Below are 25,563 nucleotides of genomic sequence, written 5' to 3'. Positions count from 1 at the left end.
GCCTGCTCACACCGGCGTTGGCTGGGAGGCTTCTTGCCCACGAAGTGCTACGGTATCCAAGGCCCAGGCAGGGCCACGACAATCTTCGATCGAAGGCGGGTGAGCGGCCATGGCTGGTGATAGTCCGCGCTCCACTCCCTCCGCGGGTGTCGTTTTCGCCCTGACCTTCTAGGCCGGGCACCGCGCTGGGGTGGCGCGCTACTGAACCTCCTTTGCGAGGTGGCCTTTGGTGTGCCGTCGTTTCTGACACGCCTCGGCCGCCTCAGGCCTACTCACGTGCTCTCGTCGACCGAACGACGGAGTAGGACCATGGCACTCATCGACAACGGCATCTACGTGACCGGGCAGCGCACGTCGAGCCCGCAGAGCCTCGACGAGACGTACCAGCAGTTGCGCGAGTGCGAGGGGATGGCCTGGATCGGGCTGTACCGGCCCGATGCGAACGAGATCCGCGGCGTCGCCGACGAATTTTCGCTGCATCCGCTCGCCGTGGAAGACGCGCTCAAAGGCCACCAGCGGGCCAAGCTGGAGCGGTTCGGCGACACCCTCTTCGTCGTGCTGCGGCCGGCCTGGTACCTCGACGCCGAGGAGCGTGTGGAGTTCGGCGAGGTGAACGTGTTCATCGGGCCCGGGTTCGTCGTGACCGTGCGGCACGCCGAGAACCCCGACCTGGCCAACGTGCGCCGGCGGATGGAGTCGAACCCGGCCCTGCTCGCGCTCGGGCCAGAGGCCGTTCTGCACGCCGTGCTCGACGAGGTCGTGGACGCGTACGCTCCGGTGGTCGCCGGGCTGGAGAACGACATCGACGAGATCGAGAACCAACTGTTTGGCGGCGACCCGTCGGTGTCCCGGCGCATCTACGAACTGCTCAGCGAGGTGATCGACTTCCAGCGCGCCACCGGGCCGCTGCGCGGCATGCTCGAGGCACTGCTGCGCGGTTCGGAAAAGTACCAGGTGGATGTGGAGCTGCAGCGCTCGTTCCGGGACGTGCTCGACCACGTGCTGCGAGTCACCGAGCACGCCGCGTCATTCCGGGCACTACTGGAGAACGCACTCACCGTGCACGCCACCCTGGTGACGCAGCAGCAGAACGACGAGATGCGCCGACTCTCGGAGGCCGGCCTGGCCCAGAACGAGGAGACCCGCCGGTTGTCGGAGGTGGGTTTGGCGCAGAACGAGGAGGTGAAGAAGATCTCCTCCTGGGCGGCGATCCTCTTCGCGCCAACGCTGGTGGGCACAATCTACGGGATGAACTTCGACAACATGCCGGAGCTGCACTGGCAGTTCGGGTACCCGGTGGCGGTCGCGGCGATGGGGCTGATGGGGTTGGGGCTGTGGGGGATTTTCAAGCGGCGGAAGTGGTTGTAGGGGCGTTGCTGGGCAGCACCCCTGGTCGGCGGGTCAGCGGGAGGGCGCGCCGAGCTGGGCGGAGAGCTCGGCAGCCACGCGGGCAGTGAGGGCACCGGCCTCATCGAGGTGGGCGCCCATGCGGGGCTTGGGGGCGCTCACGTTGATGGCGGCCACGATGGTCTGGCGAAAGTCGTAGACCGGGGCCGAAACGCCAACGACGCCCGTCTCGAACTCCTCGTCGACCACGGCGTAGCCGCGCTGGCGGATGCGACGCATCTCGCTCTTGAGGCTCGTGAAGTCGGTCACCGCCGGCGGCCTGAGGCCCGCCGACGTCGGCACAGCCGCGCCGAGCCCTTCGCGCAGACCCGGCGCCGGGCCGATCACGGCCGCATCGTGGCCGTGTGCTTCGTACCAGCGGCGCAGGTCCTCCTCCGCCCAGTCGCTCACCAGCACCCGACCCGACGAGGTTTGCCAGGCCGCGGTGCTCACGCCCAGCCAGCCGACCCCGCGAAACGCGTACTCGCTCATTTCGCTGGCGATGGTGAGCACATTTCCCCCGCGCAACACGCACAGGTTGGTGGTTTCCCGGGTGGCCGTCACCAGCCGTCGCAGGTACGGCACGGATGCCCGCACCAACCGGGACTCCAGCGTGCGGGCGGCCAGCGCGTACAGCTGGTAGCCCAGCTGGTAGGTCTGGGTGACGGGGTCACGGGAGACCAGGCCCGCCTCGGCCAGGGTCGCCAGCGTGCGCGACACCATCCCCTTGTCGCGGCCCACCAGCTCGGCCACCCGCACAACGCCGAGTCCACCGGCGGTCTCGGCCTCGGCGGAACCGAGCACCTCGAGCAGCTCAAGGTCTCGACGCAGGCCCGCGGAGTTGCGCCGCGGCCGCCTGGAGCTCGATTCATCGCCGGTGAGAGTCATGGCACGACAATAGGCCGTTGGTTGCCATTTACACAACCCTTGTTGTGATACCGAGAACTCTGTCGTAATCTCATCACATCGACCCGCCGCTTCAACGACTGAACGGCGTCAACTCAACGAAGAGTGAAGGAGGTGAAATCGGTGACTCAATTTGATTTCAGCAAGCTGGCGGCGTTTTGGATCTCCCGCTGGAACGACATCATCGGCCTCGTCGTCGAACACATCACGGTGGTCGCCATCGCGCTGGCCCTCGGCACCATCATCGGAGTGGGCCTGGGCATGCTCGTCTGGAACAAGCCCGTCCCCCGGTCGGTCACCATCGCCGCCGCCGGGGTCGCCCTGACGATCCCGTCGTTGGCCATGCTGGCCCTGCTCATCCCCACCTTCGGCCTCGGCTGGGTTCCCACCGTGATCGCCCTGGTGATGTACTCGCTGCTACCCATCGTGCGCAACACGGTTGTGGGCCTTCGCGAGGTGCCGCCGGCCGTGATGGAATCCGCGACGGGGATGGGCATGAGCCCGGCGCAGGTGCTCTTCACCGTGCAACTGCCGATGGCCTGGCCGGTCATCCTCACCGGCATCCGGGTGGCCGCCCAGCTCACCGTGGGCATCGCCGCCATCGCCGCCTACGTGGCCGGGCCGGGCCTGGGCCAGTTCATCTTCCAGGGCCTCTCCTCCCTCGGCTCCGTCAACGCCCTCAACTTCGCCCTCACCGGCACCCTGGGCGTGATCGTCCTGGCGCTCATCATCGACGCCGTCTTCGTCTACATCACCCGCTACACAACCTCGAGGGGTCTCCGTGCCTGAGTCAACCGACACCACCATCACCCAGATCGCCCGCAAGACCAGCGGCGCCGAAATCGTGCTCGACGCCGTAAGCAAGACCTACCCGCACCACCCGGTGCCCGCCGTCGACAACTTCTCCATGGTCGCCCAGCCCGGCGAACTGATCATGTTCGTCGGCCCGAGCGGCTGCGGCAAGACCACCACCATGAAGATGATCAACCGCATCATCGAACCCTCAAGCGGTTCCATCCGCATCGACGGCCGCGACGTGCTGTCCCTGGACCCCAACGAGCTGCGCCGCCACATCGGCTACGTGATCCAGCAGATCGGCCTGTTCCCGCACATGACCATCGCGGAGAACATCGCCGTGGTGCCCAAGCTGCTCGGCTGGACCAAGGCTAAAATCAGCGACCGCGTAGACGAACTGCTCAGCACCGTGGAGCTGAACCCGGCCGACTTCGCCAACCGCTACCCCAAACAACTCTCCGGCGGGCAACAGCAACGCGTCGGCGTCGCCCGCGCACTGGCCGCCGACCCGCCCGTGATGCTGATGGACGAACCGTTCGGCGCCACCGACCCGATCACCCGCGAGAAGCTGCAGGCCGAGTTCCTGCGTCTGCAGGAGACGATGGGCAAGACCATCATCTTCGTCACCCACGACTTCGACGAAGCCATCCGGCTCGGCGACCGCATCGCCGTGCTCAGCGACCGTAGCCAGATCGAACAGTTCGACACCCCCGCCAACATCCTCACCAGCCCGGCGAACGACTACGTTGCCTCCTTCATCGGCCACGGCGCCGCCCTCAAACGACTCGCCCTGATCCCGGTCCTCGAAGCCCGGCTCGGCCCGGTCAGCGCCTCCGCCGGCGGTCCCCTCACGATCAGCGCCGACGGCACCCTCCGCGACGCGCTCGACTCCCTCGTGCTCACCGGCCTCCCGGCTCTCACCGTGACGGATGCCCGCGGCACGCCGATCGGCTCGCTCAGCATCGACCGCATCTCGGCAGTGCTCGGGGCCGAGGTTCCCCTCGCCCCCGCAGCATCCGCCAGCACGACGGCGACGGCCTGACCATGGTCGTGCACACCGTTACAGAGCTGCAGACGGTCATCCGCCCGCCGCAACCCTCACGCAACGCCCGGGTGCGGCTGCTGCTCACCCGCGTCGCCACCCCGGTGGTTGTCGTGCTGGTGCTCGTCGGCCTGCTGCTCTGGGTGGCCAGCCTGCCGTTGGACTCGATCGAGCAGCGCACGCTGAACTGGGGGTACATCAGCTTGCGCATCCGAGAGCACCTGGGGCTGACCCTGGTGGCGTCCGCGCTCGTGGCGGTGTTGGCCATCCCGGCCGGGATTCTTCTCAGCCGCACCCGCAATCGCGTGCTCCGTGGCGCAGTGCTGGGTCTGGCGAACATCGGTCAGGCGACCCCGGCCATCGGCGTGATCATCCTGCTCGCGATCGTCTGGCAGACCGGCTACCTCACGGCACTGGTCGCCCTGGTGATCTACTCCTTCCTGCCGGTGCTGCGCAACACCCTGGCCGGCATCGAGCAGGTCGACGAGAAGATCGTCGAGGCCGCCACCGGCATGGGGATGACCCGCAACCAGGTGCTGTTTCGCATCGAACTGCCCCTGGCCGTGCCGGTGATCCTGGCCGGCCTGCGCACCGCACTCGTCTTCTGCGTGGGCGTGGCCACCGTGGCCACTTTCATCAACGCCGGCGGCCTCGGCGACATGATCGTGAACGGACTCAAGCTGCAACGCTTTCCGGTCTTGATCACCGGCGCCGTGTTCGTGGCCTGCATCGCCCTGCTCATCGACTGGGTGGCCGGTCTGGCCGAAGACGTCCTGCGCCCCCGCGGCACCTGACCGGCTCCCCCGCGACTCACCCTCCTCCCGCTGCACCCACACCGCAATCACAAGGAGCACCGCCATGAAAAAGACCACCGCCCTACCCCTGCTGGCCGTCGCGGCCATCGGCGCCCTGGCGCTCACCGCCTGCTCAGGTGCCGGCGACGGCAGCGCCGCCGCCGCCGGATCCCAGGGCAGCGAGCTCAAGGGTCTGACGGGGACCATCGGAGCGAAGGACTTCTCCGAGCAGTTCATCCTCGCCTACCTCACCAGCGACCTGCTCAACGCGCACGGCGCGGACACCGAGGCCAACATCAAGGTCGTCGGCTCGGCCAACGTGCGTTCCGCCCTCGAGAGCGACGATTTCCTCGGCTACTGGGAGTACTCCGGCACGTCGTGGATCACCTACAACGGCAACACCGCCCCGGTGCAGGGCGCCGAAGCCCAGTTTGCCGCCACCAAGGAGGCCGACGCGAAGAACGGCATCGCGTGGCTCGACCCGGCCCCGCTGAACAACACCTACGCGTTCGCCATCCGCTCCGACAAGGCCAAGGAGCTCGGCGTCACCTCACTCAGCGACATTGCCGACCTCCCTGTCGAGGAGCAGACCTTCTGCATCGAAAGCGAGTTTTCCACCCGCGACGACGGCTGGCCGGGGCTCAAGGCCGCGTACGGCATCGACGTGCCCGACTCGAACGTGTCGATGCTCGACACGGGCGTGATCTACACCGCCACCCAGAAGGGCGACGACTGCAACTTCGGCGAGGTGTTCCAGACGGACGGCCGGATCACCGCCCTCGACCTCGTCGTGATGGATGACGACGAGCAGTTCTTCCCCGTCTACCAGGGCGCGTTCACGCTCAAGCAGAGCGTGCTCGACGAGCACCCCGAAATCGCCGACGTGATGGCGCTGATGTCAGACAAGCTCACCACCGAGGTCATGCAGGGCCTCAACGCGAAGGCGGATGTCGACGGCGAAGACCCCAAGGTCATCGCCAACGACTGGCTCACCGAGCAGGGCCTGATCTAATGCCCGAACCCCTTCAGCTGGGCGAGAGCTTCATCGGCGACGGCGTCACGGCCGCGCATGTGAACACCGTCTTCGGGCACCGTGAAGGGCCGGCGGGGGTGGCGTGGGCAACCGCTCTCGCCACCCCCAGCCAGGGGCACGTCCCCTTCGTCGCGGTGCTGCGGCCCTCTCTCCCGGTGAAACCGCTCACTTTGTTCGTCACCAAGGCCGCCCCCGCGACGGACGCCCACGGGGTCATGATCTGGGGTCCCGCCCAGGCCGGTATCGCTGCCGGCGTAGCGGATGCCCTCGCCGATGGCGTCATCTCCCGGGAACAGGCCGACACCCACGTCATCATCGCCGCGGTCTGGGTCAATCCCGGCGCCGACGACGCCGAGACGGTGTTCGCCAACAACCGGCTGTCGGTACGTACCGCGCTGCACAACGGCGCTCTCGCGCTGCCGAGCACCGACGAGGTCATCGCTGCCAGAAACTCCCCGGTCAATCCCTTCTTCACCCCGCAGGCTTAGCGGCCCGCCGCACCCAAGGAACCCCTATGAAGATCACAGCGATTCGGCTCACGCGATTGATCCTGCCGCTCGACCCACCGTTCACCGCGGCCTGGGACCCCAGCCCTCGCACGAGCTTCCCGGCCACCCTCGTGACAGTTGAGACCGATGCCGGCGTGGTCGGTTTCGGCTCCGGCGACACGATGGACGGGTTCGAAGCCTACGAGCACCTGTTCGTCGGCACCGACCCGCTTCAGATCCTCAATCAGGTACGCCGGTTGGAGACCATCAACTTCCACGGCGGCCGCTACTGGCCGCTGGAGGCCGCGCTCTGGGACATCATCGGCCAGGTCGCGGGCCTGCCGGTGAGCGTGCTCTTCGGCGGGGCGCGAGACCGTCTGCCGGTCTACGCGTCCTGCGGGGAATTGAAGGCTCCCGGCGCCAGGGCAGATTCGGCCCTGGCCGCCCGGGAACGCGGGTTCAAGGCCATGAAGATCCGCATTGCCCGCAACCAGATCGCCCAGGGCATCGCCGCCGTGCGCGCCACCCGCGAGGCCGTCGGCGAGGACTTCGACCTGATGGTGGACCTCAACCAGATGTGGCGGATGAGCGGCGACATCGAGGCCGCACTGCCGCTGGCCCAGGTGCACCGCATCGCCGACGAGCTCACCGACCTCGGGGTGCTCTGGCTGGAGGAGCCGCTGCCGCAGGCCGACGTGGCCGGCGCCCAGCGCATCCGCGCGGCCACCGGCATTCAGGTGGCCGCCGGTGAGATGGTGCGCAGCATGGCCGAGCTCAACACGCTGATCGAGGCCGACGCGTACGACATCTACCAGCCCGACGTGGTGCTCGCGGTCGGAATGTACCGGGCCAGGCAAGTGGCAGAGTCGGCCAACCTGAGGCACCGCCTGTTCACCCCGCACACCTGGAGCAACGGACTCGGCCTGCTCGCCAACCTGCACGTGGCGGCCGGCGTCGACGCCGGGCCGTACCTCGAGTTTCCCTACGACCCGCCCGGTTGGACCCCGGACCGGCGGGACTTCTTCATGCAACCGCTCGACATCGATGCCAACGGCGACCTGCTCGTGCCCACCGTGCCGGGTCTCGGCGTCGTCATCGACCACGCCACAGTAAGGAGGTACACCGTATGAGCACGCTCACTCCCCTCGCCCCGGCGATGTCCTGGCTCGAACGCTCGCTGGCCCTTCGGCCCGAAACCCGACTGTTCATCGATGGCGAGTTTCGGCCGGCCCATGATGGCGCCACCTTCGACACCCTGTCACCGCGTGACGGACGACTGATCGCCGCCGTCAGCAGCGCGGGCGCCGTCGACGTCGACATCGCCGTGCGCGCCGCCGCCCGAGCGTTCGAATCCGGTGTGTGGTCCAGAGCCAACCGGCGTGACCGGCAGAAGGTGTTACTCCGCCTCGCCGACCTCATGCTGGAGAACCTCGAGGAGCTGGCGCTGCTGGAGGCACTGGACTCCGGGCATCCGATCGGCGACGCACTACGCGTGGACGTGCCCAACGCCGCCCGCACCGTGCGCTGGTACGCTGAGGCGATCGACAAGGTCTACGACGAGGTGGCCCCCACCCCGCGGAACGCCCTCGCCCTGGTGACGAGGGAGGCGCTCGGCGTGGTGGGGGCTGTCGTGCCGTGGAACTACCCGCTGATCATCACCGCCTGGAAGATCGCCCCGGCCCTCGCCACCGGCAACTCCGTCGTGCTCAAGCCCGCCGAGCTGACCAGCCTCTCCGCGCTCAAGCTCGCCGAGCTGGCCGCGGAGGCCGGCCTGCCCGCCGGAGTACTCAATGTGGTCAGCGGTGTCGGGGAGGTGGCCGGACAGGCCCTCGGCCGGCATCCGCTCGTGGACAAGATCACCTTCACCGGCTCACCCGCCGTGGGCCGCGGGTTCTTGCGGTACGCCGGGGAGTCCAACGGCAAGCAAGTGGCCCTGGAACTCGGCGGCAAGTCACCGCAGGTGGTGCTCGCCGACGTGGAAGATGTCGCCGAGTGCGCCTCCGCTGTGGCCTGGGGCATCTTCTACAACGCCGGGCAGACCTGCCACGGCGGCAGCCGGCTGATCGTGGACGAACGGGTGCACGACGCCCTCGTCGACCAGGTGCTGCGGGTGGGCCGCGGCCTCGTGTTGGGCGACCCGCTCGACGAGGCCACCCAAATCGGTGCGATCGCCAGCGCCACCCAGCTCGATCGGGTGCTCGCCTACACGGATGTCGCCGAGGCCGAGGGCGCCACGGTGCACGGCGGCCGCCGGGTGCGCCCTGACGGGCTCACTGACGGCTACTACGTGGAACCGACCGTATTCGACTACGTCGACAACACCGGCCGGATCGGCCAGGAGGAAATCTTCGGACCGGCCCTGTCGGTGACGACCGTGCGCGGCGCGGCCGAGGCCGTGGCCGTGGCAAACGAGAGCGCTTTCGGCCTGGCCGCCAGCGTCTGGACCGGCAGCGTGACCACCGCGCACACCGTGGCCCGCGAGCTACGCGCCGGCACCGTCTGGGTGAACACCTTCGACGTGGCCGACGTGATCACTCCATTCGGAGGATTCAAGAACTCCGGCAGCGGCCGCGACCGTTCCCTGCACGCCTTCGACGCCTACACGGCGTTGAAGACCACCTGGATCAACCTGGGCGACTCGCCCCTGACCGCTGATTGAGAGCGCCGACCACCATGACGTCCCCCACCCCACCGACCCGCATCGGGTTCATCGGCCTCGGCAACATGGGCTCGGGCATGACCCGCAACCTGCAGAGGGCCGGCTACCAGCTCATCGTCAACGACATCCGCCCCGACTCCGCCGAGGCACTGATCGCCGGCGGCGCCCTCTGGGCCGACTCCCCCGCCGCAGTGGCGGCCGGCAGCGACGTGGTGATCACCATGTTGCCCACCCCACGGCACGTGGAGGCAGTGCTGCACGGCAGCACCGGGATCCTCGCCGGCCTCGCGGATGGCGGCGCCTGGGTGGACATGTCCACCTCGGTGCCCGAGGTGGCCAACCGGGTGCGGTCCGAAAACGCGGCACGCGGACTGCGGGTGCTCGACGCACCGGTCAGCGGGATGGCTGTGGGTGCGGCGAACGGCCGACTGCAGATCTTCGTCGGCGGCGACCCCGCCGACGTGGCCTGGCTGCGGCCCGTGTTCGAGGCGATGGGCGATCCGGAACGGATTCTGCACGTCGGCGGGCACGGCGCCGGATACGCGGTGAAGCTGATGATCAACCAACTCTGGTTCTCGCATCTGGTGGCGACCGCGGAGGTGCTCAGCATCGGAGTCAAGGCGGGCGTCGACCTCGCCACCCTGCGCACCGCCCTCATCGCCAGCCCGGCGAACAGCAACTTCATCGAGCATGACGTGCTGTCCATTCTCAACGGCGGGGATTACGACGAGGGCTTTGCAATCGCGTTGGCCTGCAAGGATCTCGGGCTGTCGATCGACCTTGCCCGCGCGGTGGGGGTTCCCGCCGAGCTGAGCGGCCTGGTCGAGCAGATCTACCGCCGCGCCCGGGCGCAGTATGGCGACCGGGCCGGGGAGATGACGCCGGTGCGGTTGTACGAGGAGCTGATCGGGGTGGACCTCCGACTGGCCCCGGACACGTCGCCGGTGCCCACGCCCGCGGCTGGCGCTGCTACGGCCGCTGCGACGGAGACGGGACTGGCCGCATGAGCGGGCTCACGCCCACCGGGACGGCCACCGCGTTGGCTGCCACCGGCCTCGCGCCGGCGCCGCGACCGTTGCACGAGGTGCAGCTGACCCTCGATCCCAAGCCAATAGCCCACTTCGGCCGCGGCACCGTCACCGAGGTCGGCCGGATCACCGCGCAGACCGGGGCGACCCGGGTGCTGATCGTCACCGACCCGTTCCTCGCCGCCTCCCCCATCGTCGCCGCGGTGCGCACCTCTCTCGAAGCCGCCGGCCTGGCCGTGACCGTGTACGGCGGCGTCACCGCCAACCCAACCACGACCTGCGTGGATGAGGGCAGCGACCTCGGCGCTGCCGTGGCCGCCGAGGCGATCGTGGCTGTCGGCGGTGGCTCGTCGATGGATGCCGCGAAGGGCATCGCGCTCGGCGTGATGAACCCGCAGCGCGGGACCGGCCTGGACTACAGCAGCGTGTTCGAGCACCTGGCGCTGCCCATCGTGGCGGTGCCGACCACGGCGGGAACCGGCGCCGAGGTGAATGCCTTCGGCGTCATCACGGATGTGGCCAGCCACCGCAAGTTCTACGTCGGCCACGACAGCGCCCTGGCCCGCGCCGCTGTGCTCGACCCCGACCTCACCGTGGGCCTGCCGGCCGCCGCGACCGCGGCGACCGGGATGGACGCGCTCGTACACGCCCTCGAGTCCTACCTTTCGGTGCGGTCGAACCCATACAGTGACGGCATCGCGCTGCAGGTGATCTCTACTGTGGCCGAGTACCTTCCGCGCGCTGTGGCCGACGGCTCCGACCTCGAGGCGCGCGCGGAACTGCTGCTGGCCAGTCATGTGGCCGGGGTCGGGTTCTCTCATACCGGGCTCGGCCTGGTGCACGGGATCGCTCATCCGCTCGGCGGCCAGTTCAATATCCCGCACGGGTTGGCGCTCTGCCTCGTCATCGAGGGCGTGCTGCGGTTCAACCTGGCCGTCCGGGAGGACCGCATCGCCCGGGTGGCGTTCGCGCTCGGCGTGGGTAACACCGCCGCGCCGACCGCGGAGAACGCGGAGGCAGGCATCCGTGCGATCGCCGACCTCGCCCGGCGGGTGGGAATGACCGGCCCGCTGTCGAAGTTCGGCGTGACCGGCGGCGCGCTGGCGTCGTTGGCCGCTGACACCCTGGCCGACTCGGTCACCGTCAACAATCCCATTCAGCCCACCGCCGACGACGTCGTGCGCATTCTCAAGGAGTCGCTGTGACCCTCTCTACTGCCGTACCTGCGGCCGGTTCTACCGCTGAGGCCGAGCGGGCGTTGATCGCATCGGTGCCCACGGGACTGTTCGTCGGCGGTCAGTGGCGGCCCGCCAGCGACGGCGGCACACTCGACGTGCACGACCCGTCGACCGGTCAGGTTCTGCTGAGCATCGCCAACGCGACCCCCGCCGACGGGCTGGCCGCGCTCGACGCCGCGGTTGCAGCCCAACGCGGCTGGTTGCGCACGGCGCCACGGGTGCGGGCGGAGATCCTGCGGTCGGCGTTCGAGGCCGTCACCCGGCGGGCCGATGACTTTGCCCTGCTGATGACACTGGAAATGGGCAAGCCACTCGCCGAAGCGCGCGGTGAGGTGGCCTACGGCGCCGAGTTCCTCCGCTGGTTTTCGGAGGAGACCGCGCGTGTCTCTGGCCGGTTCGCCACGGCACCCGACGGCAACAGCCGCCTCCTGGTGACCAAACGGGCGGTTGGTCCGTGCCTGTTCATCACGCCGTGGAACTTTCCGTTGGCGATGGCGACCCGCAAGATCGCTCCCGCGATTGCGGCGGGGTGCACGATGGTGCTCAAGCCGGCCGCGCTGACCCCGCTCACCGCGATGCTGTTCGCGCAGGTGTTGCACGAGGCCGGCCTGCCCTCTGGGGTGCTCAACGTGGTGCCGACCTCGAGCGCGGGCGCAGTCACCGGCCCACTGATCCAGGACCCTCGGCTGCGAAAGCTCTCGTTCACCGGTTCGACCGAGGTGGGGCGCCGCCTGATCAAGGATGCTGCTGATCAGGTGCTGCGGGTGTCAATGGAACTCGGCGGCAATGCCCCGCTCATCGTTTTCGAGGATGCTGACATTGATCTGGCCGTCACCGGGACAATGCTGGCCAAGCTGCGGAACGGCGGCGAGGCGTGCACAGCGGCCAACCGCATCCTCGTTCACGAGAGTGTCGCTGGGGAGTTCACGGAGAAATTGGTCGACCGGATGCGGGCGCACACGATCGCCCGCGGCACCGACCCGGCCTCGAAGATCGGCCCTCTCGTCGACGAGGGCACCCGCGACAAGGTTCACGAGCTGGTCACGGACGCCCTCGAGGCCGGGGCGACCCTGGCGCTGGGCGGGCGGAAGGTCGACGGGCCCGGCTACTTCTACGAGCCAACGGTGCTCACCGACGTTCCGGCCGGCGCGCGCATCCTGCGCGAGGAAGTGTTTGGGCCGGTCGCGCCGGTCAGCACGTTCAGCACTGAGGCCGAGGCCATTAACCTGGCCAACGACACTGAATTCGGCCTCGTCGCCTACGCGTTCACCCGGGACCTCAACCGCGGGCTGCGCCTGATGGAGGAGCTCGAGGTGGGTATGTTCGGCCTCAACACCGGGATCGTCTCGAACCCTGCCGCCCCCTTCGGCGGCGTCAAACAGTCCGGCATCGGCCGTGAGGGCGGAATCGAGGGCATCGAGGAATACCTCGAGACCCGCTACGTCGGAATCGCTGACCCCTTCGCCGAGTGACCCGCCCGCCGCACGCTGGTGGGCATGAGCTACGAGACGAACTTCGACAGCAGGCCGGAGCCGCACTGGGACTTCGGGTACCCGGTGGCGGTGGCGGCTATGGGGCTGATGGGGGTGAATGCATTCCGCTCGGCTGACCTCGCGAGTACCATTCCGTGCAACCGTGACCGGCTCGCCATACCTGCCAGCGCGGAGCCACCCAGAGGAGTGCACCATGCGTGCAACCAGCGAAAACACCGGCGGGACCCCGTCGGCGGGGATCGCGGCCGGGAACACCGAGCAGACAGCGTTGCGCGCTGGTGGACTGGCGGCCGTCGTTGCCGGGCTCGGCGGCATCGCCTGGTTCACGCTCGAGCTCCTGCCACCGGTTCTCGGCTTCGATGACACCGACAACCCCGCAGTGAGCCTCGATTATCTGCGCCAGTACCCGCAGTTTTATCCCCTTGCCGGGGTCGTACTTTTTGCTATGGCAATCGCATTCGTCGTGGCGAGTTTCGCCGTCTCAGATGCGCTTGCACCACACACAAGCAGTCTCACCCGCCGAAGCCTGAGCGCACTCGGAATCATGTCGGCTGCGTTCCTCTTCATGCACGGGGTCTTGCGCGCCTCGGTGGGGCCATTGCTCTACATCGACGGAATGAACAGCAGCTGGGGTGAGTCCGCCTACCTCACCATTCAGACGTTGGGAATCCACGGTTTCGCCCAAGCGAGCCTCCTCGTGCTCTGTGTCTGGACCGTGGGCATCAGTATCGCCGGGGCACGCTCCCGCGCCCTGCCGATCTGGATCTGCGTCCTGGGAATCATCACCGGACTCCGGCTCGTGGTGGTCATCGCCGGTCCAATCCTGACGGCAGCAAGCATCGACTTGCCCGAGGTTTTCTGGCTTGGCTCGGTGGCACTGATTCCGCTATCCATGCTCTGGTGGCTTGGGCTCGGCGTGGTGCTGCTTGTCAAGTCCCGCCCCCACCGCGAGCAGAGACCTGTCAGTTCGGAGCTGTGAGCTACGTCGAGTGTCGCCGGGCCTCAGAACAGCCGAGGACGGTGAAACGGCCTGCGGTGTCATCGGGAAACCGCCTTCCGTGCGCGAGCGGTGGCGAAGGACTGGAATCGGTCTTGCGGTCCGGCACAGAACTGGTCCTGGTTGAGGACCACTTTTGTTGACTCCATCGGTCAATCGTTCGATGCAGGCGGTGGGCGATCCGCACCAGGTGCTCACCGAGGAGACCGCGCGGGCGGTGTTCGGGTTGTCGAGCCGGGTGCTCGATGACCCGACCTCGGGCCGCCCGAGACCCAGTGTGTCAACTTGCGGATGGCTCCCATCCGTTGGTCGAGCTCGTCGAGACCCCGCAACCTGCGGATGGCTCCCATCCGTTGGTCGAGCTCGTCGAGACCACGCGACCTGCGGATGGCTCCCATCCGTTGGTCAAGCTCGTCGAGACCCCGCGACCCGCCCTCTGGGACGGGACCCACAGCCATCCGCCCGTGTTGTGCGGGTCAGGCGCCGTTATGCGGGTGGCACGCCACCCGCATAACGGCGCCTTACCCGCACAACGCGAATCGGGCCTCGGGCACCCCTCATCCGCGCCCTGTATGCTCTCTCCCTGGCTGCGCTGCCACTCGGGCGCGCGAGCCGGTCGAGTAGAGCGAGGTACGGCACGTGAGAATCCCCCAGTCCCGAGGTCCTGTGAGCGCCGGCCTGCTCGAGCTCCTCCTCGAGAATTCTCCGACCGCGACCGAGGCCGACCTCGCCGCAACGCTGCGCGAGCTCACCGCCGCAGCCCTGGGCGAAACCGCCGATCTGCTGCAGGACGACGACCTGCAGACCGCCCTCTTCCTGGCCTACGAACTGCGCTACAGCGGACTGCGCGGCGTCGACGACGCCTGGGAGTGGCACCCAGAGGTGCTCGCGCTGTGCGCCAGCATCGAACCCGAGTTCGAGAAGGCTCTGCGCGAACGCGCCCTGATGCCCGAGCTGCCCGAGCCGGGCGTGGAGAGCGTCGCCGCCGCCCTGTTCGAGCTGACCGGTTCGGACACCGGGCCGAGCGTCTCGCGGTACCTGGCGAAGAAGGCCACCGACGAGCAGGCGCAGGAGTTCCTCATCCTGCGCTCGATCTACCAGCTCAAGGAGGCCGACCCGCACACTTGGGCGATCCCCCGCCTGCGCAGCCGAGCCAAGGCCGCGCTGGTGGAGATCCAGGCCGACGAGTATGGCGGCGGCCGGTTCGACCGCATGCACTCCGAGCTCTTCGCCCGCACGATGCGCGGCGTGGGCCTGGACGCCACCAACGGACACTACGTCGACGTGGTTCCGGCGATCACGCTGGCCTCCAGCAACATGATGACGATGTTCGGCGCCCACCGCCGACTGCGGGGCGCCATCGCCGGGCACCTGGCCGCGTTGGAGATGACGTCGTCCCAGCCCAACCGGCTCTACGGCAACGGTTTCCGGCGACTCGGCTATAACGCTGACGTCACCTTTTACTTCGACGAACACGTCGAAGCGGATGCGGTGCACGAACAGATCGCGGCCCGCGACCTGGCCGGTTCCCTCGCCACCGACGAACCCGAGCTGCTCGAGGACGTGTTCTTCGGGGCGGCCGCCGGACTCTACGTGGACGGCCTCTCCGGCACCCAGCAGCTCGACGCCTGGACCGCGGGCACGTCGGCGCTGCGCGCCACGGAAACCTCGAGTATGCCGGCATGACCGAGCCCGACGCCCAGCCCGCCAAGCGGTGGGACGACCAATGGGAGGACCGACCCGCGATTGGCGCGGACGAGCCCGTGAGCATCACCGCGTACCCGAATGGTCCCCTGCTGGTGCGGGGCACCTTCGAGATTCTCACACCGACGGGCGAGGTGATTCCGCCGCGGCGTAAGACGGTTGCGCTGTGCCGCTGCGGCGTGTCTACGCTCAAACCATTCTGCGACGGCAGCCACAAGGCCATCGGGTTCAAGACCGAGCAGGAACCACCGGCCCCGCAGCCGCCGCTGCCCACCTGATCTGCCGCTCGGCCGATCGTGGGTCGAGCTTGTCGACACCTCGTCACGGATCTCGACAGGCTCGACCAACGGGATGGCTGCGATTCGCAGGTCGACTCGCCAGGTCTCGACGAGCTCGACCAACGGGATGGTTGCGATCCGCAGGTCGTCGCACCGGGTCTCGATAAGCTCGACCAGCCGGAAGGGGATGTTTGCAATTGAGCGCAGACCCCCAGGGCGGCAACCCGGGTGGGCGACACACGGGCATCCGTCAGGGGTGAGGGCTGCTCACTGGTACGTTCAACGTACGTGTCGTCGCGGCCACCAAGGGATGTACCGACACGATCCAAGGAAAGCAGTCTCATGGTCGCAGTCGGGGAACGATCCACGTTGAACAGAGCCGGTCGCAGGTTGACCGCGGTCGGGTCCACGCTGCTGCACCGACCCACGGGCGTGCTTGAGGGCACCCGCTGGCTCTTCACCTGGCTGGCGCTGCTGTCGCTGGTGTTCAGCCTGCCCGGCATAATTCCCAACGTCACGGCAAACCGGCTGGACCTGCTCCTGGCGTCCGCATCCACGGCTGCGCTCTGCGGCTCGTGGATCTACAGCCTTGTGCGGCAACGGGTGCCGTTCGTCCTCGAGGTGCTGGATGCCTTCGCGCTCACCGCGTTCGCGCTGGCCGGGCCAGTGCCTCTGGCTGCGGCCCCGCTCATCTTCGCCGCCGCCTGGCTGCGCACCTTCTACGGCACGCCGTGGCGGTCGGCGGTTCGCGGCGTGCTCTACACGGCGGCGGTCGTGGCCATCACTGTGCTCTGGCCGATGACGCCGGGGCACGCGACGGCGCCCGACCCCGCCCGGCAGGCGGCCACGATCTCGATCATGCTGCTCATCACCGTGGTGACGGAGCAGATGCGCACCGTGCTGCAGGCCAACGACTGGGCCATTGAACGCGACAAGGCACTCACCGAGACCGGCGCCAAACTGCTCGGCATGACCGATGCCAACGCGATCCGCCTCCTCTCCTGGACCACCGCCGGCGAGCTGGGTGCCACCACCCCAGGGTTGCGAGTGCTCAAGGTGGTGCGCCACAACGGCCTGCTGCAGGTCGGCGCCCACACCGGCGACTTCATCGAGCCGCCGCCCACAACATTGCCCGGCGACGTGCTGCGCAGCATCGAGAACAGCGGCGAGGCGCAGATCATGCGTTCGGGCCCGCTCAATGATGCCGTGGGCCAACCCCTGGTCTGGGAGTGCGTGCCGCTCACCGAGCAGGAGGAGGACGCCTGGCTGCTCGTGGGTGCGCCGAAGCGGATCCCCGAGGGCACCATATTGTCGGTGCGTAGCCTGGTGAACCAGGTGAACCTGGCGCTGCGTAACAGCCATTCGCATCATCAGCTCACCGCGCAGGCGCAGCACGACGCTCTCACCGGACTCGACAACCGGCTCTCGTTCACCGCCCGGCTGGGCGCCCAACTCGCCCGCACCGACACCACCGAGGCGCTGCACGTGCTGTTCCTCGACCTCGACGACTTCAAGGATGTCAACGACCAGATGGGGCACCGCGCCGGCGACGCCGTGCTCATTGAGGTGGCCGAGCGGCTGCGGCACTGCATCCGGCCGCAGGACATCTGCGCCCGGCTTGGCGGTGACGAGTTCGCGGTGGTGCTCACGGGCACCACGGATGCGGCCGCCGCGGCGATCGCGCAGCGCATGGTGGGCTCGCTGGCCGCGCCCATCATCGTGGACGGGCGGCCCTGCCGGGTGGGCGCCAGCGTGGGCGTGGCCACGGCCGCTCCCGGCGCCGATCTCGAGGAGCTCGTTCACCAGGCCGACGTGGCGATGTACGCCGCCAAGGCCCACGGCAAGGGCCAGGTACAACTGTTCAAGCCGGGGCTGCTGCAGGGCGAGTCGTCGCTGGTGTCCTTCGAACGGCAGCTGGGCCGGGCCGCGGGCGCCGGCGAGCTCGAGGTGTACTACCAACCGATTGTGTCACTGACGGACCTGCGCTGCACCGGTGCCGAAGCCCTCGTGCGGTGGCAGCATCCGGAGCGGGGCCTGCTGAAGCCGGAAGAGTTCATTTCGCTGGCCGAGTCCAGCGGCGCCATCCTGGGCATTGGCGCGTTCGTGCTGCGGCGCTCGTGCGCTGATGCCGTGACCTGGCCGGAGGCCCGGCCGGGGGTGCCGATGACGGTGCACGTGAACGTCTCGGCGCGGGAGCTTGAGAGCGACCACTTCGTGGACTCGGTGCTGTGGTGCCTGGCCGACAGCGGGCTGCCCGCCCAGCGTCTGGTGCTCGAGCTCACCGAGACCGTGGTGCTGGAGTCGCTCGCGGCGGTGGAGCGGCTGAAGACCCTCGCCGGCCACGGCATCCGCGTGGCGATCGACGACTTTGGCACCGGATACTCGTCGCTGTCGACGCTGCGTTCGCTTCCGATCTCGGTGGTCAAGCTCGACGCGAGCTTCGTGTCCGGCGCGCTGAGCAACCCGGTGGACCGCACCGTGGTGGAGGCCATCGTGCAGATGAGCGCGAAGCTGGGCATCGACAGCATCGCGGAGGGCGTGGAGCGGCTGGACCAGCAGGAGCTGTTGGCGCAGTTCGGTACCGACGCGGTGCAGGGACACCTGTACTGCCCGGCGGTGCCTGATGCCGAGCTGCGCGGGTGGCTGGCCCGCGCCGACACTCTCCCGTTGGAGCCCGTCCCGTCGGTCTAGCCGTCCCGCTGGTCGCGCTCCCGTCAGGCGACCTCTCAGACGCCACCGCCCATCCGCGAACCGTGAGAAAAGCACCAGGATGCGAGCATTTTCGGTGCTTTTCTCACAGTTCGCGGAGGTGGCGGGGCGGGCATCCGGTCAGCTGCTGCGCAGCACCTCGTAGCTGGACTGGGTGAAGCCCGCGCCGAGCTCTCGGGTGCCCACGTGCCGCAGTTGCACGTCGCCGTCGAGCGGGCCGAACAACGGGATGCCCGCGCCGAGCAGCACGGGGGCGCGGGTGATGGTGATTTCGCGGATCAGGCCAGCCCGCAGGAAGCTCTGGATGGTGCGCCCGCCGTCGACGTACACCCGGCGGTGACCCTCGGCGACGAGGGTGGCGATCACGTCGTCGAGCGTGGCGTGTGCGGTGGCGTCCGGCTCGGACTCGACGTCGAAGCTGCGCAGCAACGTGCGGCTGAGCACGAGCACCCGCTTACCGGCGTAGGGCCAGTCGACAAAGCCGCGCACGGTGTCGAACGTGGCACGGCCCACGACAAGGGCGTCGACGCTGGCGAAGAACTCGTCGTAGCCGGTCTCGCCGATGGCGTCACCGGCGGCGACGAGCCAGTCAAAGTCGCCGTTCTCACGGGCGATGAAACCGTCGAGGCTGGTGCCCACGAAGACGCAGCCGATCAGGGACGCGACGGGTGCGCCCGACTCAGAATTGGTGGTCATGCCAGCACGTTAGCAGCGGCCACCAACGCAAGCGAGGGGTGCGGCGGCTACCGGCGCTTCCGGCCGGCCAGGAAGGTTCCGCCGCCCAGCGCCAGCGCGATGGCCACGGCGATGGGCACCGGAAAGTTACCGTTCACCCACAGCGCCAACACCAGAAACAGCACGGCGACGGCCACGGCCGCGGCGACGGGAGACCACGTCGACTTCTTCGCTGTGGTCATGGCGTCAGGCTATCGGTAGGGCCGGAAACTATTCGTACGCATCCTGCTTTCGTCGGCGCTCCGGCACACGGTACGGTCAGCGTATGGATCGGAAGTACCGGGTGTCGACCGGGGGCGTTGGCCAGCCGGATTCCGGCCTGGATGACGAGAGCGCGCAGGAATCGCGCGACCTCGAGGCCACTCTGAAGCACGGCTTCCGCAAGCGCCGGCTGCTGCTGACCGCGACAGCGGGCCTCATCGTGGTCACCGGGTTGCTCGTGCACTTCTCGACCACGGGCATCGTCGGCGATTTCGTCGGCGACGCGCTCTATGCGGTGTTGGTGTACCTGGTCCTGTCTGTTGTCTTCGTCCGCCGACCCAGCTGGCAGGTTGCGGTGGCCGCGATCCTGCTCTGCGCGGCACTCGAGGTCTTCCAGCTCACCGGTCTGCCCACCAGCCTCACCGAGCTCTTCGCGCCGTTCCGGTACCTGCTCGGTACCACGTTCAATGCACTCGACCTGGTCGCCTATGCGGTCGGCGTGCTCGCCGCCACGGGCGTGAGCACCTGGCGTCAACCGGACTGACCCGGAGCACGCCGCTGGCCGCGGCCGGGCTGACACCGGGCGTGGTGCGTGTCAGCCGCCCAGCATCGCCTGCGTCGCGAGCAGCGCTCCGCCCAGGGAGCCGGCGCACACTGCCGTCGTCCCGGCGGCCGCCCAGAGCACCCGGCGGATCCGTGCCCGCCGCACCTGCCCGTCGAGGGCCTCGAAGCGGGTCATCACGTCCGCCGGGGCCGGGGTCGGATGCTGGCGCCAGGTGGCCGGGCTGTCCAGGATCACCACGGCCTCGGCGATCTCGTCGTCGCTGAGCACCGGCTGCAGCTTGAGCAGCCACCGGCGCAGGGTGCGGGCATCGAGCACCTTCACCTGCACGGGCTTGTCGCGGAAGGTGATCTGCTTGGGGTCGACGAGGGCGATCACCGGTTGCACCGGCGCGACCAGCGGCATCCGTTCGCGCAGCACCGTGGTGACGCGTTCGGCCTCGTGCTCGGCGGCGGGCAGGTAGGCCTTCTTGTGGCCGGAGACGGTGACCGTGCGGGTGCCCACCCAGATGTGCTTGCCGCAGTGGTGCTTGGTGTTGATGGTGAATATTCCGCCGGGGCCCACCAGGATGTGGTCGATGTCGGTGTCGTTCTTGCCGATCGGCACGGCGTGGAACGCGGTCCAGTCCTGGGGCAGGGTGGCGAGCATCTTGCCTACCGTGATCTCGCCCTGCGCGCCGAGGTACCAGCTCACGCTTTCCGGGCACAGCGGCGACTGGCCGAACAGCCGGGCCACCCTGGTGCGCGGGGGCACCGCCGACTGACGGGACAGGAGATGCTCGATGACCAGCTGAGCTGCGATGCGGTTGCGCATCGCGGGTGGGTGCAGGGTCACGTTGCTCCTTTGGACGCGCCCGGACGCGGCTGCGCCAGGGAGACCGCGTGGACGGTCGGTCTGGCCGGGACCACCACACGGATGTGCGCCGCTTCGGGGCGTGCAGACCATCCAGGGAGCGGTGCGGGCGGGGCGCCAACCACGTTCGGTGATTTGAGGTTAGCGAGCGGACAGGGCCCGGCGGCACCCCCACTTTGGGTGGCGGCGCACAGCGGATGGCCGTGGGCCCGGTTCGGGCGCGACAAACCCGCGTCCGCACGCACAACTGTTGCCCGTGCGGACTTTTGCGTCCGGCGCACCGGGCGCAAAAGTCCGTTTCGGCAACAGTTGACGCCGCGAGGTGAAGGGCTAGCGGAGTGCGACGGGCGGGGCATCCGGCAGGATGGCAGGGAGGCAGCAACACCGAGGAGATCACCATGGCCACCGCCACCGCCGCGACACCGACCATCACCGCCCGCGCCTGGGTCGTGCTGGCCCTCGGCGTGGCCGCGCAGACCGCGGGCACGGTCTTCGTCAGCGCCCCCGCGTTCCTCATCCCCCTACTGCACACCGAACGGGGCCTCTCCCTGGCCCAGGCCGGACTGCTCGCCGCGATACCCACCTTCGGCATGGTCCTCACCCTCATCCTGTGGGGCGCCCTGGCCGACCGTATCGGCGAGAAGTGGGTGATCACCGGCGGCCTCATCCTCACCGCTCTCGCGGCCGGCGGAGCGATCCTCGCGGACGGCTACGTCGCGCTGGGTGTGTTCCTGCTGTTGGGCGGCATGGCGTCGGCGAGCACCAACTCCGCCAGCGGACGCATCGTGGTGGGCTGGTTCCCCAAGCACAAGCGCGGCCTGGCCATGGGCATCCGCCAGATGTCGCAGCCGCTGGGCGTGACGGTCGCGGCCGTGACCATCCCGGTGATCGCCGCGGATGCCGGGGTGGGGGCGGCCCTGCTCGTGCCGTTCGCGCTCACCGCGGTGCTGGCGGTGGCGTGCGGGATCGGCCTGGCCAACCCGCCCCGGCCGGCCCCGCGCGCCGGCGCCCCGGTCGCGCGGGCCGGCAACCCGTACCGCTCCAGCGGCTTCCTCTGGCGTATCCACGCGGCATCCGTCCTGCTGGTGGTGCCGCAGTTCACCATCTCCACCTTCGGGCTGGTCTGGCTGGTCAGCGACCAGGGTTGGGATGCCCTCGCCGCCGGCGTGCTGGTGGGCGCCGCGCAGTTCGTGGGCGCGATCGGCCGCATCGTGATCGGGGTGGTCAGCGACCGCGTCGGCAGCCGGGTGCGGCCGCTGCGCTGGGTGGCGGTGAGTGTGGCCAGCGTGCTGCTGGTGCTGGCCGCGGTGGATGCCGCGCAGTGGGGCGCCACCGCCGTGGTGTTCGTGCTCGCGACGACGTGCACCGTGGCACCGAACGGGCTGGCGTTCACGTCGGTGGCGGAGATGGCCGGGCCGGGCTGGTCGGGCAAGGCCCTCGGGGTGCAGAACACCGGCCAGTTCATCGCCGCCTCGCTGGTCGGGCCGCTGATGGGCGCCCTGATCGGGGTGGTCGGTTACCCGCTCACCTTCGCGGCGGCGGCGGTGTTCCCGGCGCTCGCGGTGCCAGTCGTTCCCCGCGCCCACGCCGAGCACGACCACCTGTAGCGCCGCCGGCACCCGGCATCCTCGAGTTGCCGAAAAGTGCCCCCTCCGCACGTGCGACGGGGCAGAATGCGGCAACTCGGCCAGCAACCCCCGTCACACCGCCCCATGTGGCGGACCGCGCCCGCTGTGGTGGGTGCACCCCGTGTGGCGGAATGCGCCCGCTATAGCTGGTGCGCTCCGCCACAGGGGGCGCAGCGAGCCCCATGCGCCGCCCCGAAACCGTCGCGAAGGCAGACGCGCAGGTCGGCACCTCGTCGAGCGGGCAGCGACGCCGGGGGCTTGAACCAGCCGACAAGGTCTGATTGCATGGTGCAACCAGTCCCGAGCCGTCGGCGCCGCGGGGCAGCTCCCTAGAGAAGGGCACGGCCGTGATCGGTTTTCACGCTTCCCACGAACAAATCGATCCGCGCACGCTGCTGGCCGCGGTGAAGCACGCCGAGGAGGTGGGCTTCACCGCAGCGATGTGTTCGGACCACATCGCCCCGTGGAGCGTTCGGCAGGGCCAGTCCGGTTTCGCCTGGTCGTGGTTGGGCGCGGCCCTGGAAGCCACCGACCTGCCGTTCGGGGTGGTGAACGCCCCCGGGCAGCGGTATCACCCGGCCGTGATCGCACAGGCGATCGGCACGCTCGGCCAGATGTACCCCGGCCGGTTCTGGGCGGCGCTGGGCTCGGGCGAGAACGTGAACGAACACATCACCGGCGAGCACTGGCTACGCAAGGACCTGCGCAACGCCAGGTTGGAGGAGTGCGTGAAGGTGATGCGGGCGCTGCTCAACGGCGAGGAGGTCAGCCTGGACCATTACGTCAGCGTCGACAGGGCCCGGGTGTGGAGCAGGCCGGACACCCCGCCGCCGCTGGTGGCCGCGGCCGTGTCGGCGGCGACCGCCGGCTGGGCGGCAGCCTGGGCCGACGGCCTGATCACCGTGGCGCAGCCGCCCGAGACCCTCAAGCGGGTGCTGGATGCGTACGACCAGGCCGGCGGCACCGGCCGACGGGCCCTGCAGGTGCATCTGAGCTGGGCGAGCACCGACGAGGAAGCCCTTGCCATCGCGCACGACCAGTGGCGCACCAACGCCTTCGATCCGCCCGTGCCGTGGGACATCGACACCCCCGAGAACTTCGACGAGATCTCGAAACACGTCGCCGCGGAGGATCTGCGGGCATCCGTGCTGATCAACAGCGACCTGGGCTGGCACGCCGACCGGCTGGCCGAGCTGGCGGGCCTCGGGTTCGACGACATCTACCTGCACCACGTGGGCCGGAAGCAGCAGAGGTTCCTGGACGCCTTCGGCGAGCGGGTGCTGCCGCAACTCACCGGCGCGCTCACGGCGAAGGCGGTGGGGGCATGAGGATCTCGGATACCAGCGACCGCTGGTGGAAGAACGCGGTGATCTACTGCCTCGACGTGGAACGCTACCTCGACAGCAACGACGACGGCTGCGGGGATCTGCGCGGCCTGGCCCAGCGCATCGACTATCTCGCAGAGCTCGGCATCACCTGCCTGTGGCTGATGCCGCTCAACTCCAGCCCGGGCCGGGACGACGGCTACGACATCACCGATTTCTACGCGATCGATTCGCGGCTGGGCAACTTCGGCGAGTTCGTCGAGGTCATCCGCACCGCCAGTGACCGCGGCATCCGGGTGGTGATGGACCTGGTGATCAACCACACGTCCGACCAGCATCCGTGGTTCCTCGAATCCCGCTCGAGCACGGATTCGCCGTACCGGGACTACTACGTCTGGCGCGATAACCCGCCCACCAAGGACCAGCCCTCCGCGTTCCCCGGCGACGCGAAGAGCATCTGGGAGTTCGACAAGAAGACCAAGCAGTACTACCTGCACAACTTCTACAAGCACCAGCCCGACCTCAACATCGCCCACCCGCCGGTGCGCGACGAGATCGCCCGCATCGTGGGATTCTGGACCGAGCTGGGCGTGTCCGGCTTCCGGGTGGACGCGGTGCCATTCCTCATCGAAGCCAAGTCAGAGGCCGGCGGCAAGGACTCCACGGCGGACGCCTCGGACGAACCGCTGCCCGACCCGCACGACTACCTCGCCGACATCTCCGGGTTCCTCGCCCGGCGCAACAGCGAGGCCATGATGCTCGGCGAGGTGAACCTCAGCCACAAGGAGCAGCTCGCCTATTTCGGTGCGGGCGAGCGGCGGGAACTGCAGATGCAGTTCGACTTCGTCGTGATGCAGAGCATCTACCTGTCGTTGGTGCGGCAGGACTCCAGGCCGCTGGGCACAGCGCTGGCCGACCGGCCGGAGCTGCCCGCCGACTGCCAGTGGGGCAACTTCGTGCGCAACCACGACGAGCTCACCCTCGACAAGCTCAGCGACGCCGAGCGGCAGGAGGTGTTCGACGCGTTCGCGCCCGACCCCGGCATGCGGCTGTACGACCGGGGCATCCGGCGCCGGCTGCCCACGATGCTGGGCGGCGATGCGCGGCGCATCCGCATGGCGTACAGCCTGATGTTCTCGCTGCCGGGCGCGCCTGTGCTGTTCTACGGTGAGGAGATCGGCATGGGCGAGAACCTGGCGGTAAAGGACCGGTACGCGGTGCGCACACCGATGCAGTGGACCGCCGGTGCCAATGCGGGTTTCTCCCGGGCGCCCGCCGACGAGCTCGTCACCCCGGTGGTCACCGGCGCGTTCGGGCCGGAGTGGGTGAACGCCGCCGACCAACGCCGCGACCCGGACTCGCTCGCGCACTTCATGCGCACCCTGATTCAGGCCTACCGGAACTCCCCCGAGATCGGCTGGGGCGACCTGACCGTCCTCGAGCACGGCGACGACCGGGTGTTCGCCCACCTGGTGCGCGCGAACATCGGCTCGATGCTGGCGGTGCACAACTTCGCGGACGTGCCGGTCGAGCTCTCCCTCACGCTGCCCGACGTCGCCCCGGGTTCCCGGCTGGTGGACATGCTGCACAACGGCGTCACTCCGATCGACGACGGTGAGTTGACGCTTCGCCTCGACCCGTACGGGTACCGGTGGCTGCGCATCACCAGCGACGCCGACACCCGGCTCGGCTGACCCGCGGCCGTGTGGT

23 protein-coding genes are annotated in these 25,563 nt (G+C 68.8%); 19 read left to right on the top strand and 4 right to left on the bottom strand.

Translation table 11 applies throughout. The features are described 5' to 3' along the window. Positions 1-309 precede the first annotated feature (309 nt). Complete coding sequence (locus E3O42_RS09490) at positions 310-1,368, top strand: magnesium and cobalt transport protein CorA (protein ID WP_134453704.1); 1,059 nt, start codon at positions 310-312, stop codon at positions 1,366-1,368. A gap of 33 nt (positions 1,369-1,401) precedes the next feature. Here E3O42_RS09490 and E3O42_RS09485 read toward each other — a convergent pair whose 3' ends face one another. After that, a complete protein-coding gene (locus tag E3O42_RS09485; RefSeq protein ID WP_134453703.1) occupies positions 1,402-2,274 on the bottom strand; it encodes an IclR family transcriptional regulator in 873 nt (290 codons plus the stop codon). A gap of 141 nt (positions 2,275-2,415) precedes the next feature. Here E3O42_RS09485 and E3O42_RS09480 point away from each other — a divergent pair, with 141 nt between their 5' ends. From E3O42_RS09480 to E3O42_RS09410, 14 genes are all read left to right on the top strand, one after another. Further along, positions 2,416-3,081, top strand: coding sequence for an ABC transporter permease (locus E3O42_RS09480; RefSeq protein ID WP_241984745.1), 666 nt, complete (start codon positions 2,416-2,418; stop codon positions 3,079-3,081). After that, entirely contained in the window at positions 3,074-4,129 is a 1,056-nt protein-coding gene (locus tag E3O42_RS09475) for an ABC transporter ATP-binding protein (RefSeq protein WP_174844250.1), read from the top strand. The genes E3O42_RS09480 and E3O42_RS09475 overlap by 8 nt, the downstream gene beginning before the upstream one ends. A gap of 2 nt (positions 4,130-4,131) precedes the next feature. Next, positions 4,132-4,923 carry an ABC transporter permease gene (locus E3O42_RS09470; RefSeq protein WP_134453702.1) on the top strand — a complete coding sequence of 264 codons (792 nt, stop codon included), beginning with the start codon at positions 4,132-4,134 and terminating at the stop codon, positions 4,921-4,923. 64 nt (positions 4,924-4,987) lie between these two features. Further along, positions 4,988-5,935 (top strand): glycine betaine ABC transporter substrate-binding protein, encoded by a 948-nt coding sequence (locus E3O42_RS09465; RefSeq protein ID WP_134453701.1) that lies wholly within the window; start codon positions 4,988-4,990, stop codon positions 5,933-5,935. Continuing rightward, positions 5,935-6,444, top strand: a complete 510-nt coding sequence (gene fae, locus E3O42_RS09460) for a formaldehyde-activating enzyme (protein WP_134453700.1) — start codon at positions 5,935-5,937, stop codon at positions 6,442-6,444. The genes E3O42_RS09465 and fae overlap by 1 nt, the downstream gene beginning before the upstream one ends. Positions 6,445-6,470: 26 nt before the next feature. Beyond that, on the top strand, positions 6,471-7,574 hold the full coding sequence (locus E3O42_RS09455; RefSeq protein ID WP_134453699.1) for a mandelate racemase/muconate lactonizing enzyme family protein: 1,104 nt from the start codon (positions 6,471-6,473) through the stop codon (positions 7,572-7,574). After that, complete coding sequence (locus E3O42_RS09450) at positions 7,571-9,103, top strand: aldehyde dehydrogenase family protein (RefSeq protein ID WP_134453698.1); 1,533 nt, start codon at positions 7,571-7,573, stop codon at positions 9,101-9,103. The genes E3O42_RS09455 and E3O42_RS09450 overlap by 4 nt, the downstream gene beginning before the upstream one ends. Positions 9,104-9,117: 14 nt before the next feature. Beyond that, the gene (locus tag E3O42_RS09445; protein WP_134453697.1) at positions 9,118-10,110 is read left to right on the top strand and encodes an NAD(P)-dependent oxidoreductase; all 993 of its coding nucleotides are present in this window, start codon (positions 9,118-9,120) and stop codon (positions 10,108-10,110) included. Then, a complete protein-coding gene (locus E3O42_RS09440) occupies positions 10,107-11,336 on the top strand; it encodes an iron-containing alcohol dehydrogenase family protein (RefSeq protein WP_134453696.1) in 1,230 nt (409 codons plus the stop codon). Before E3O42_RS09445 ends, E3O42_RS09440 begins: the two co-directional genes overlap by 4 nt. Next, positions 11,333-12,841 carry an NAD-dependent succinate-semialdehyde dehydrogenase gene (locus E3O42_RS09435; RefSeq protein WP_134453695.1) on the top strand — a complete coding sequence of 503 codons (1,509 nt, stop codon included), beginning with the start codon at positions 11,333-11,335 and terminating at the stop codon, positions 12,839-12,841. The genes E3O42_RS09440 and E3O42_RS09435 overlap by 4 nt, the downstream gene beginning before the upstream one ends. Before the next feature lie 214 nt (positions 12,842-13,055). Beyond that, positions 13,056-13,841: a DUF4386 family protein gene (locus E3O42_RS09430; protein WP_166787947.1), complete on the top strand. Its 786-nt coding sequence runs from the start codon at positions 13,056-13,058 to the stop codon at positions 13,839-13,841. Positions 13,842-14,498: 657 nt separating this feature from the next. Continuing rightward, positions 14,499-15,545: an iron-containing redox enzyme family protein gene (locus tag E3O42_RS09420; protein ID WP_174844249.1), complete on the top strand. Its 1,047-nt coding sequence runs from the start codon at positions 14,499-14,501 to the stop codon at positions 15,543-15,545. Further along, positions 15,542-15,841 carry a CDGSH iron-sulfur domain-containing protein gene (locus E3O42_RS09415; RefSeq protein WP_134453693.1) on the top strand — a complete coding sequence of 100 codons (300 nt, stop codon included), beginning with the start codon at positions 15,542-15,544 and terminating at the stop codon, positions 15,839-15,841. The genes E3O42_RS09420 and E3O42_RS09415 overlap by 4 nt, the downstream gene beginning before the upstream one ends. Before the next feature lie 390 nt (positions 15,842-16,231). Continuing rightward, a complete protein-coding gene (locus E3O42_RS09410; protein ID WP_166787946.1) occupies positions 16,232-18,532 on the top strand; it encodes a putative bifunctional diguanylate cyclase/phosphodiesterase in 2,301 nt (766 codons plus the stop codon). A 138-nt stretch (positions 18,533-18,670) separates the two neighbouring features. On the opposite strand, the gene E3O42_RS09405 is transcribed toward E3O42_RS09410, so the two are convergent. After that, positions 18,671-19,246, bottom strand: a complete 576-nt coding sequence (locus E3O42_RS09405; RefSeq protein ID WP_134453691.1) for a dihydrofolate reductase family protein — start codon at positions 19,244-19,246, stop codon at positions 18,671-18,673. Positions 19,247-19,293: 47 nt separating this feature from the next. After that, on the bottom strand, positions 19,294-19,467 hold the full coding sequence (locus tag E3O42_RS17990; RefSeq protein WP_166787945.1) for a hypothetical protein: 174 nt from the start codon (positions 19,465-19,467) through the stop codon (positions 19,294-19,296). Positions 19,468-19,550: 83 nt separating this feature from the next. On the opposite strand from E3O42_RS17990, the gene E3O42_RS09400 reads away from it, so the two are divergent. Further along, positions 19,551-20,030, top strand: coding sequence for a ribosomal maturation YjgA family protein (locus tag E3O42_RS09400; protein WP_134453690.1), 480 nt, complete (start codon positions 19,551-19,553; stop codon positions 20,028-20,030). Positions 20,031-20,081: 51 nt separating this feature from the next. On the opposite strand, the gene E3O42_RS09395 is transcribed toward E3O42_RS09400, so the two are convergent. Next, a complete protein-coding gene (locus tag E3O42_RS09395; protein WP_198414100.1) occupies positions 20,082-20,882 on the bottom strand; it encodes a nuclease-related domain-containing protein in 801 nt (266 codons plus the stop codon). A 416-nt stretch (positions 20,883-21,298) separates the two neighbouring features. On the opposite strand from E3O42_RS09395, the gene E3O42_RS09390 reads away from it, so the two are divergent. From E3O42_RS09390 to E3O42_RS09380, 3 genes are all read left to right on the top strand, one after another. Further along, a complete protein-coding gene (locus E3O42_RS09390; RefSeq protein ID WP_134453688.1) occupies positions 21,299-22,507 on the top strand; it encodes an MFS transporter in 1,209 nt (402 codons plus the stop codon). 368 nt (positions 22,508-22,875) lie between these two features. After that, positions 22,876-23,856, top strand: a complete 981-nt coding sequence (locus E3O42_RS09385; RefSeq protein WP_134453687.1) for a TIGR03885 family FMN-dependent LLM class oxidoreductase — start codon at positions 22,876-22,878, stop codon at positions 23,854-23,856. Continuing rightward, positions 23,853-25,547, top strand: a complete 1,695-nt coding sequence (locus E3O42_RS09380; RefSeq protein ID WP_134453686.1) for an alpha-amylase family protein — start codon at positions 23,853-23,855, stop codon at positions 25,545-25,547. The genes E3O42_RS09385 and E3O42_RS09380 overlap by 4 nt, the downstream gene beginning before the upstream one ends. Positions 25,548-25,563: the final 16 nt, after the last annotated feature.

Source organism: Cryobacterium adonitolivorans (genome assembly GCF_004402695.1).
GTDB classification, from domain to species: Bacteria; Actinomycetota; Actinomycetes; order Actinomycetales; family Microbacteriaceae; genus Cryobacterium; species Cryobacterium adonitolivorans.
The sequence above is the reverse complement of the archived record's forward strand: the minus strand, read 5'-3'. Positions and strand labels throughout refer to the sequence as shown.

Coding starts and splice junctions, on each gene's coding strand:
- E3O42_RS09490 (WP_134453704.1), top strand. CDS start 310: ATGGCACTCATCGACAACGGCATCTACGTGACCGGGCAGCGCACGTCG.
- E3O42_RS09485 (WP_134453703.1), bottom strand. CDS start 2,274: ATGACTCTCACCGGCGATGAATCGAGCTCCAGGCGGCCGCGGCGCAAC.
- E3O42_RS09470 (WP_134453702.1), top strand. CDS start 4,132: ATGGTCGTGCACACCGTTACAGAGCTGCAGACGGTCATCCGCCCGCCG.
- E3O42_RS09465 (WP_134453701.1), top strand. CDS start 4,988: ATGAAAAAGACCACCGCCCTACCCCTGCTGGCCGTCGCGGCCATCGGC.
- fae (WP_134453700.1), top strand. CDS start 5,935: ATGCCCGAACCCCTTCAGCTGGGCGAGAGCTTCATCGGCGACGGCGTC.
- E3O42_RS09455 (WP_134453699.1), top strand. CDS start 6,471: ATGAAGATCACAGCGATTCGGCTCACGCGATTGATCCTGCCGCTCGAC.
- E3O42_RS09450 (WP_134453698.1), top strand. CDS start 7,571: ATGAGCACGCTCACTCCCCTCGCCCCGGCGATGTCCTGGCTCGAACGC.
- E3O42_RS09445 (WP_134453697.1), top strand. CDS start 9,118: ATGACGTCCCCCACCCCACCGACCCGCATCGGGTTCATCGGCCTCGGC.
- E3O42_RS09440 (WP_134453696.1), top strand. CDS start 10,107: ATGAGCGGGCTCACGCCCACCGGGACGGCCACCGCGTTGGCTGCCACC.
- E3O42_RS09430 (WP_166787947.1), top strand. CDS start 13,056: ATGCGTGCAACCAGCGAAAACACCGGCGGGACCCCGTCGGCGGGGATC.
- E3O42_RS09415 (WP_134453693.1), top strand. CDS start 15,542: ATGACCGAGCCCGACGCCCAGCCCGCCAAGCGGTGGGACGACCAATGG.
- E3O42_RS09405 (WP_134453691.1), bottom strand. CDS start 19,246: ATGACCACCAATTCTGAGTCGGGCGCACCCGTCGCGTCCCTGATCGGC.
- E3O42_RS17990 (WP_166787945.1), bottom strand. CDS start 19,467: ATGACCACAGCGAAGAAGTCGACGTGGTCTCCCGTCGCCGCGGCCGTG.
- E3O42_RS09400 (WP_134453690.1), top strand. CDS start 19,551: ATGGATCGGAAGTACCGGGTGTCGACCGGGGGCGTTGGCCAGCCGGAT.
- E3O42_RS09390 (WP_134453688.1), top strand. CDS start 21,299: ATGGCCACCGCCACCGCCGCGACACCGACCATCACCGCCCGCGCCTGG.
- E3O42_RS09380 (WP_134453686.1), top strand. CDS start 23,853: ATGAGGATCTCGGATACCAGCGACCGCTGGTGGAAGAACGCGGTGATC.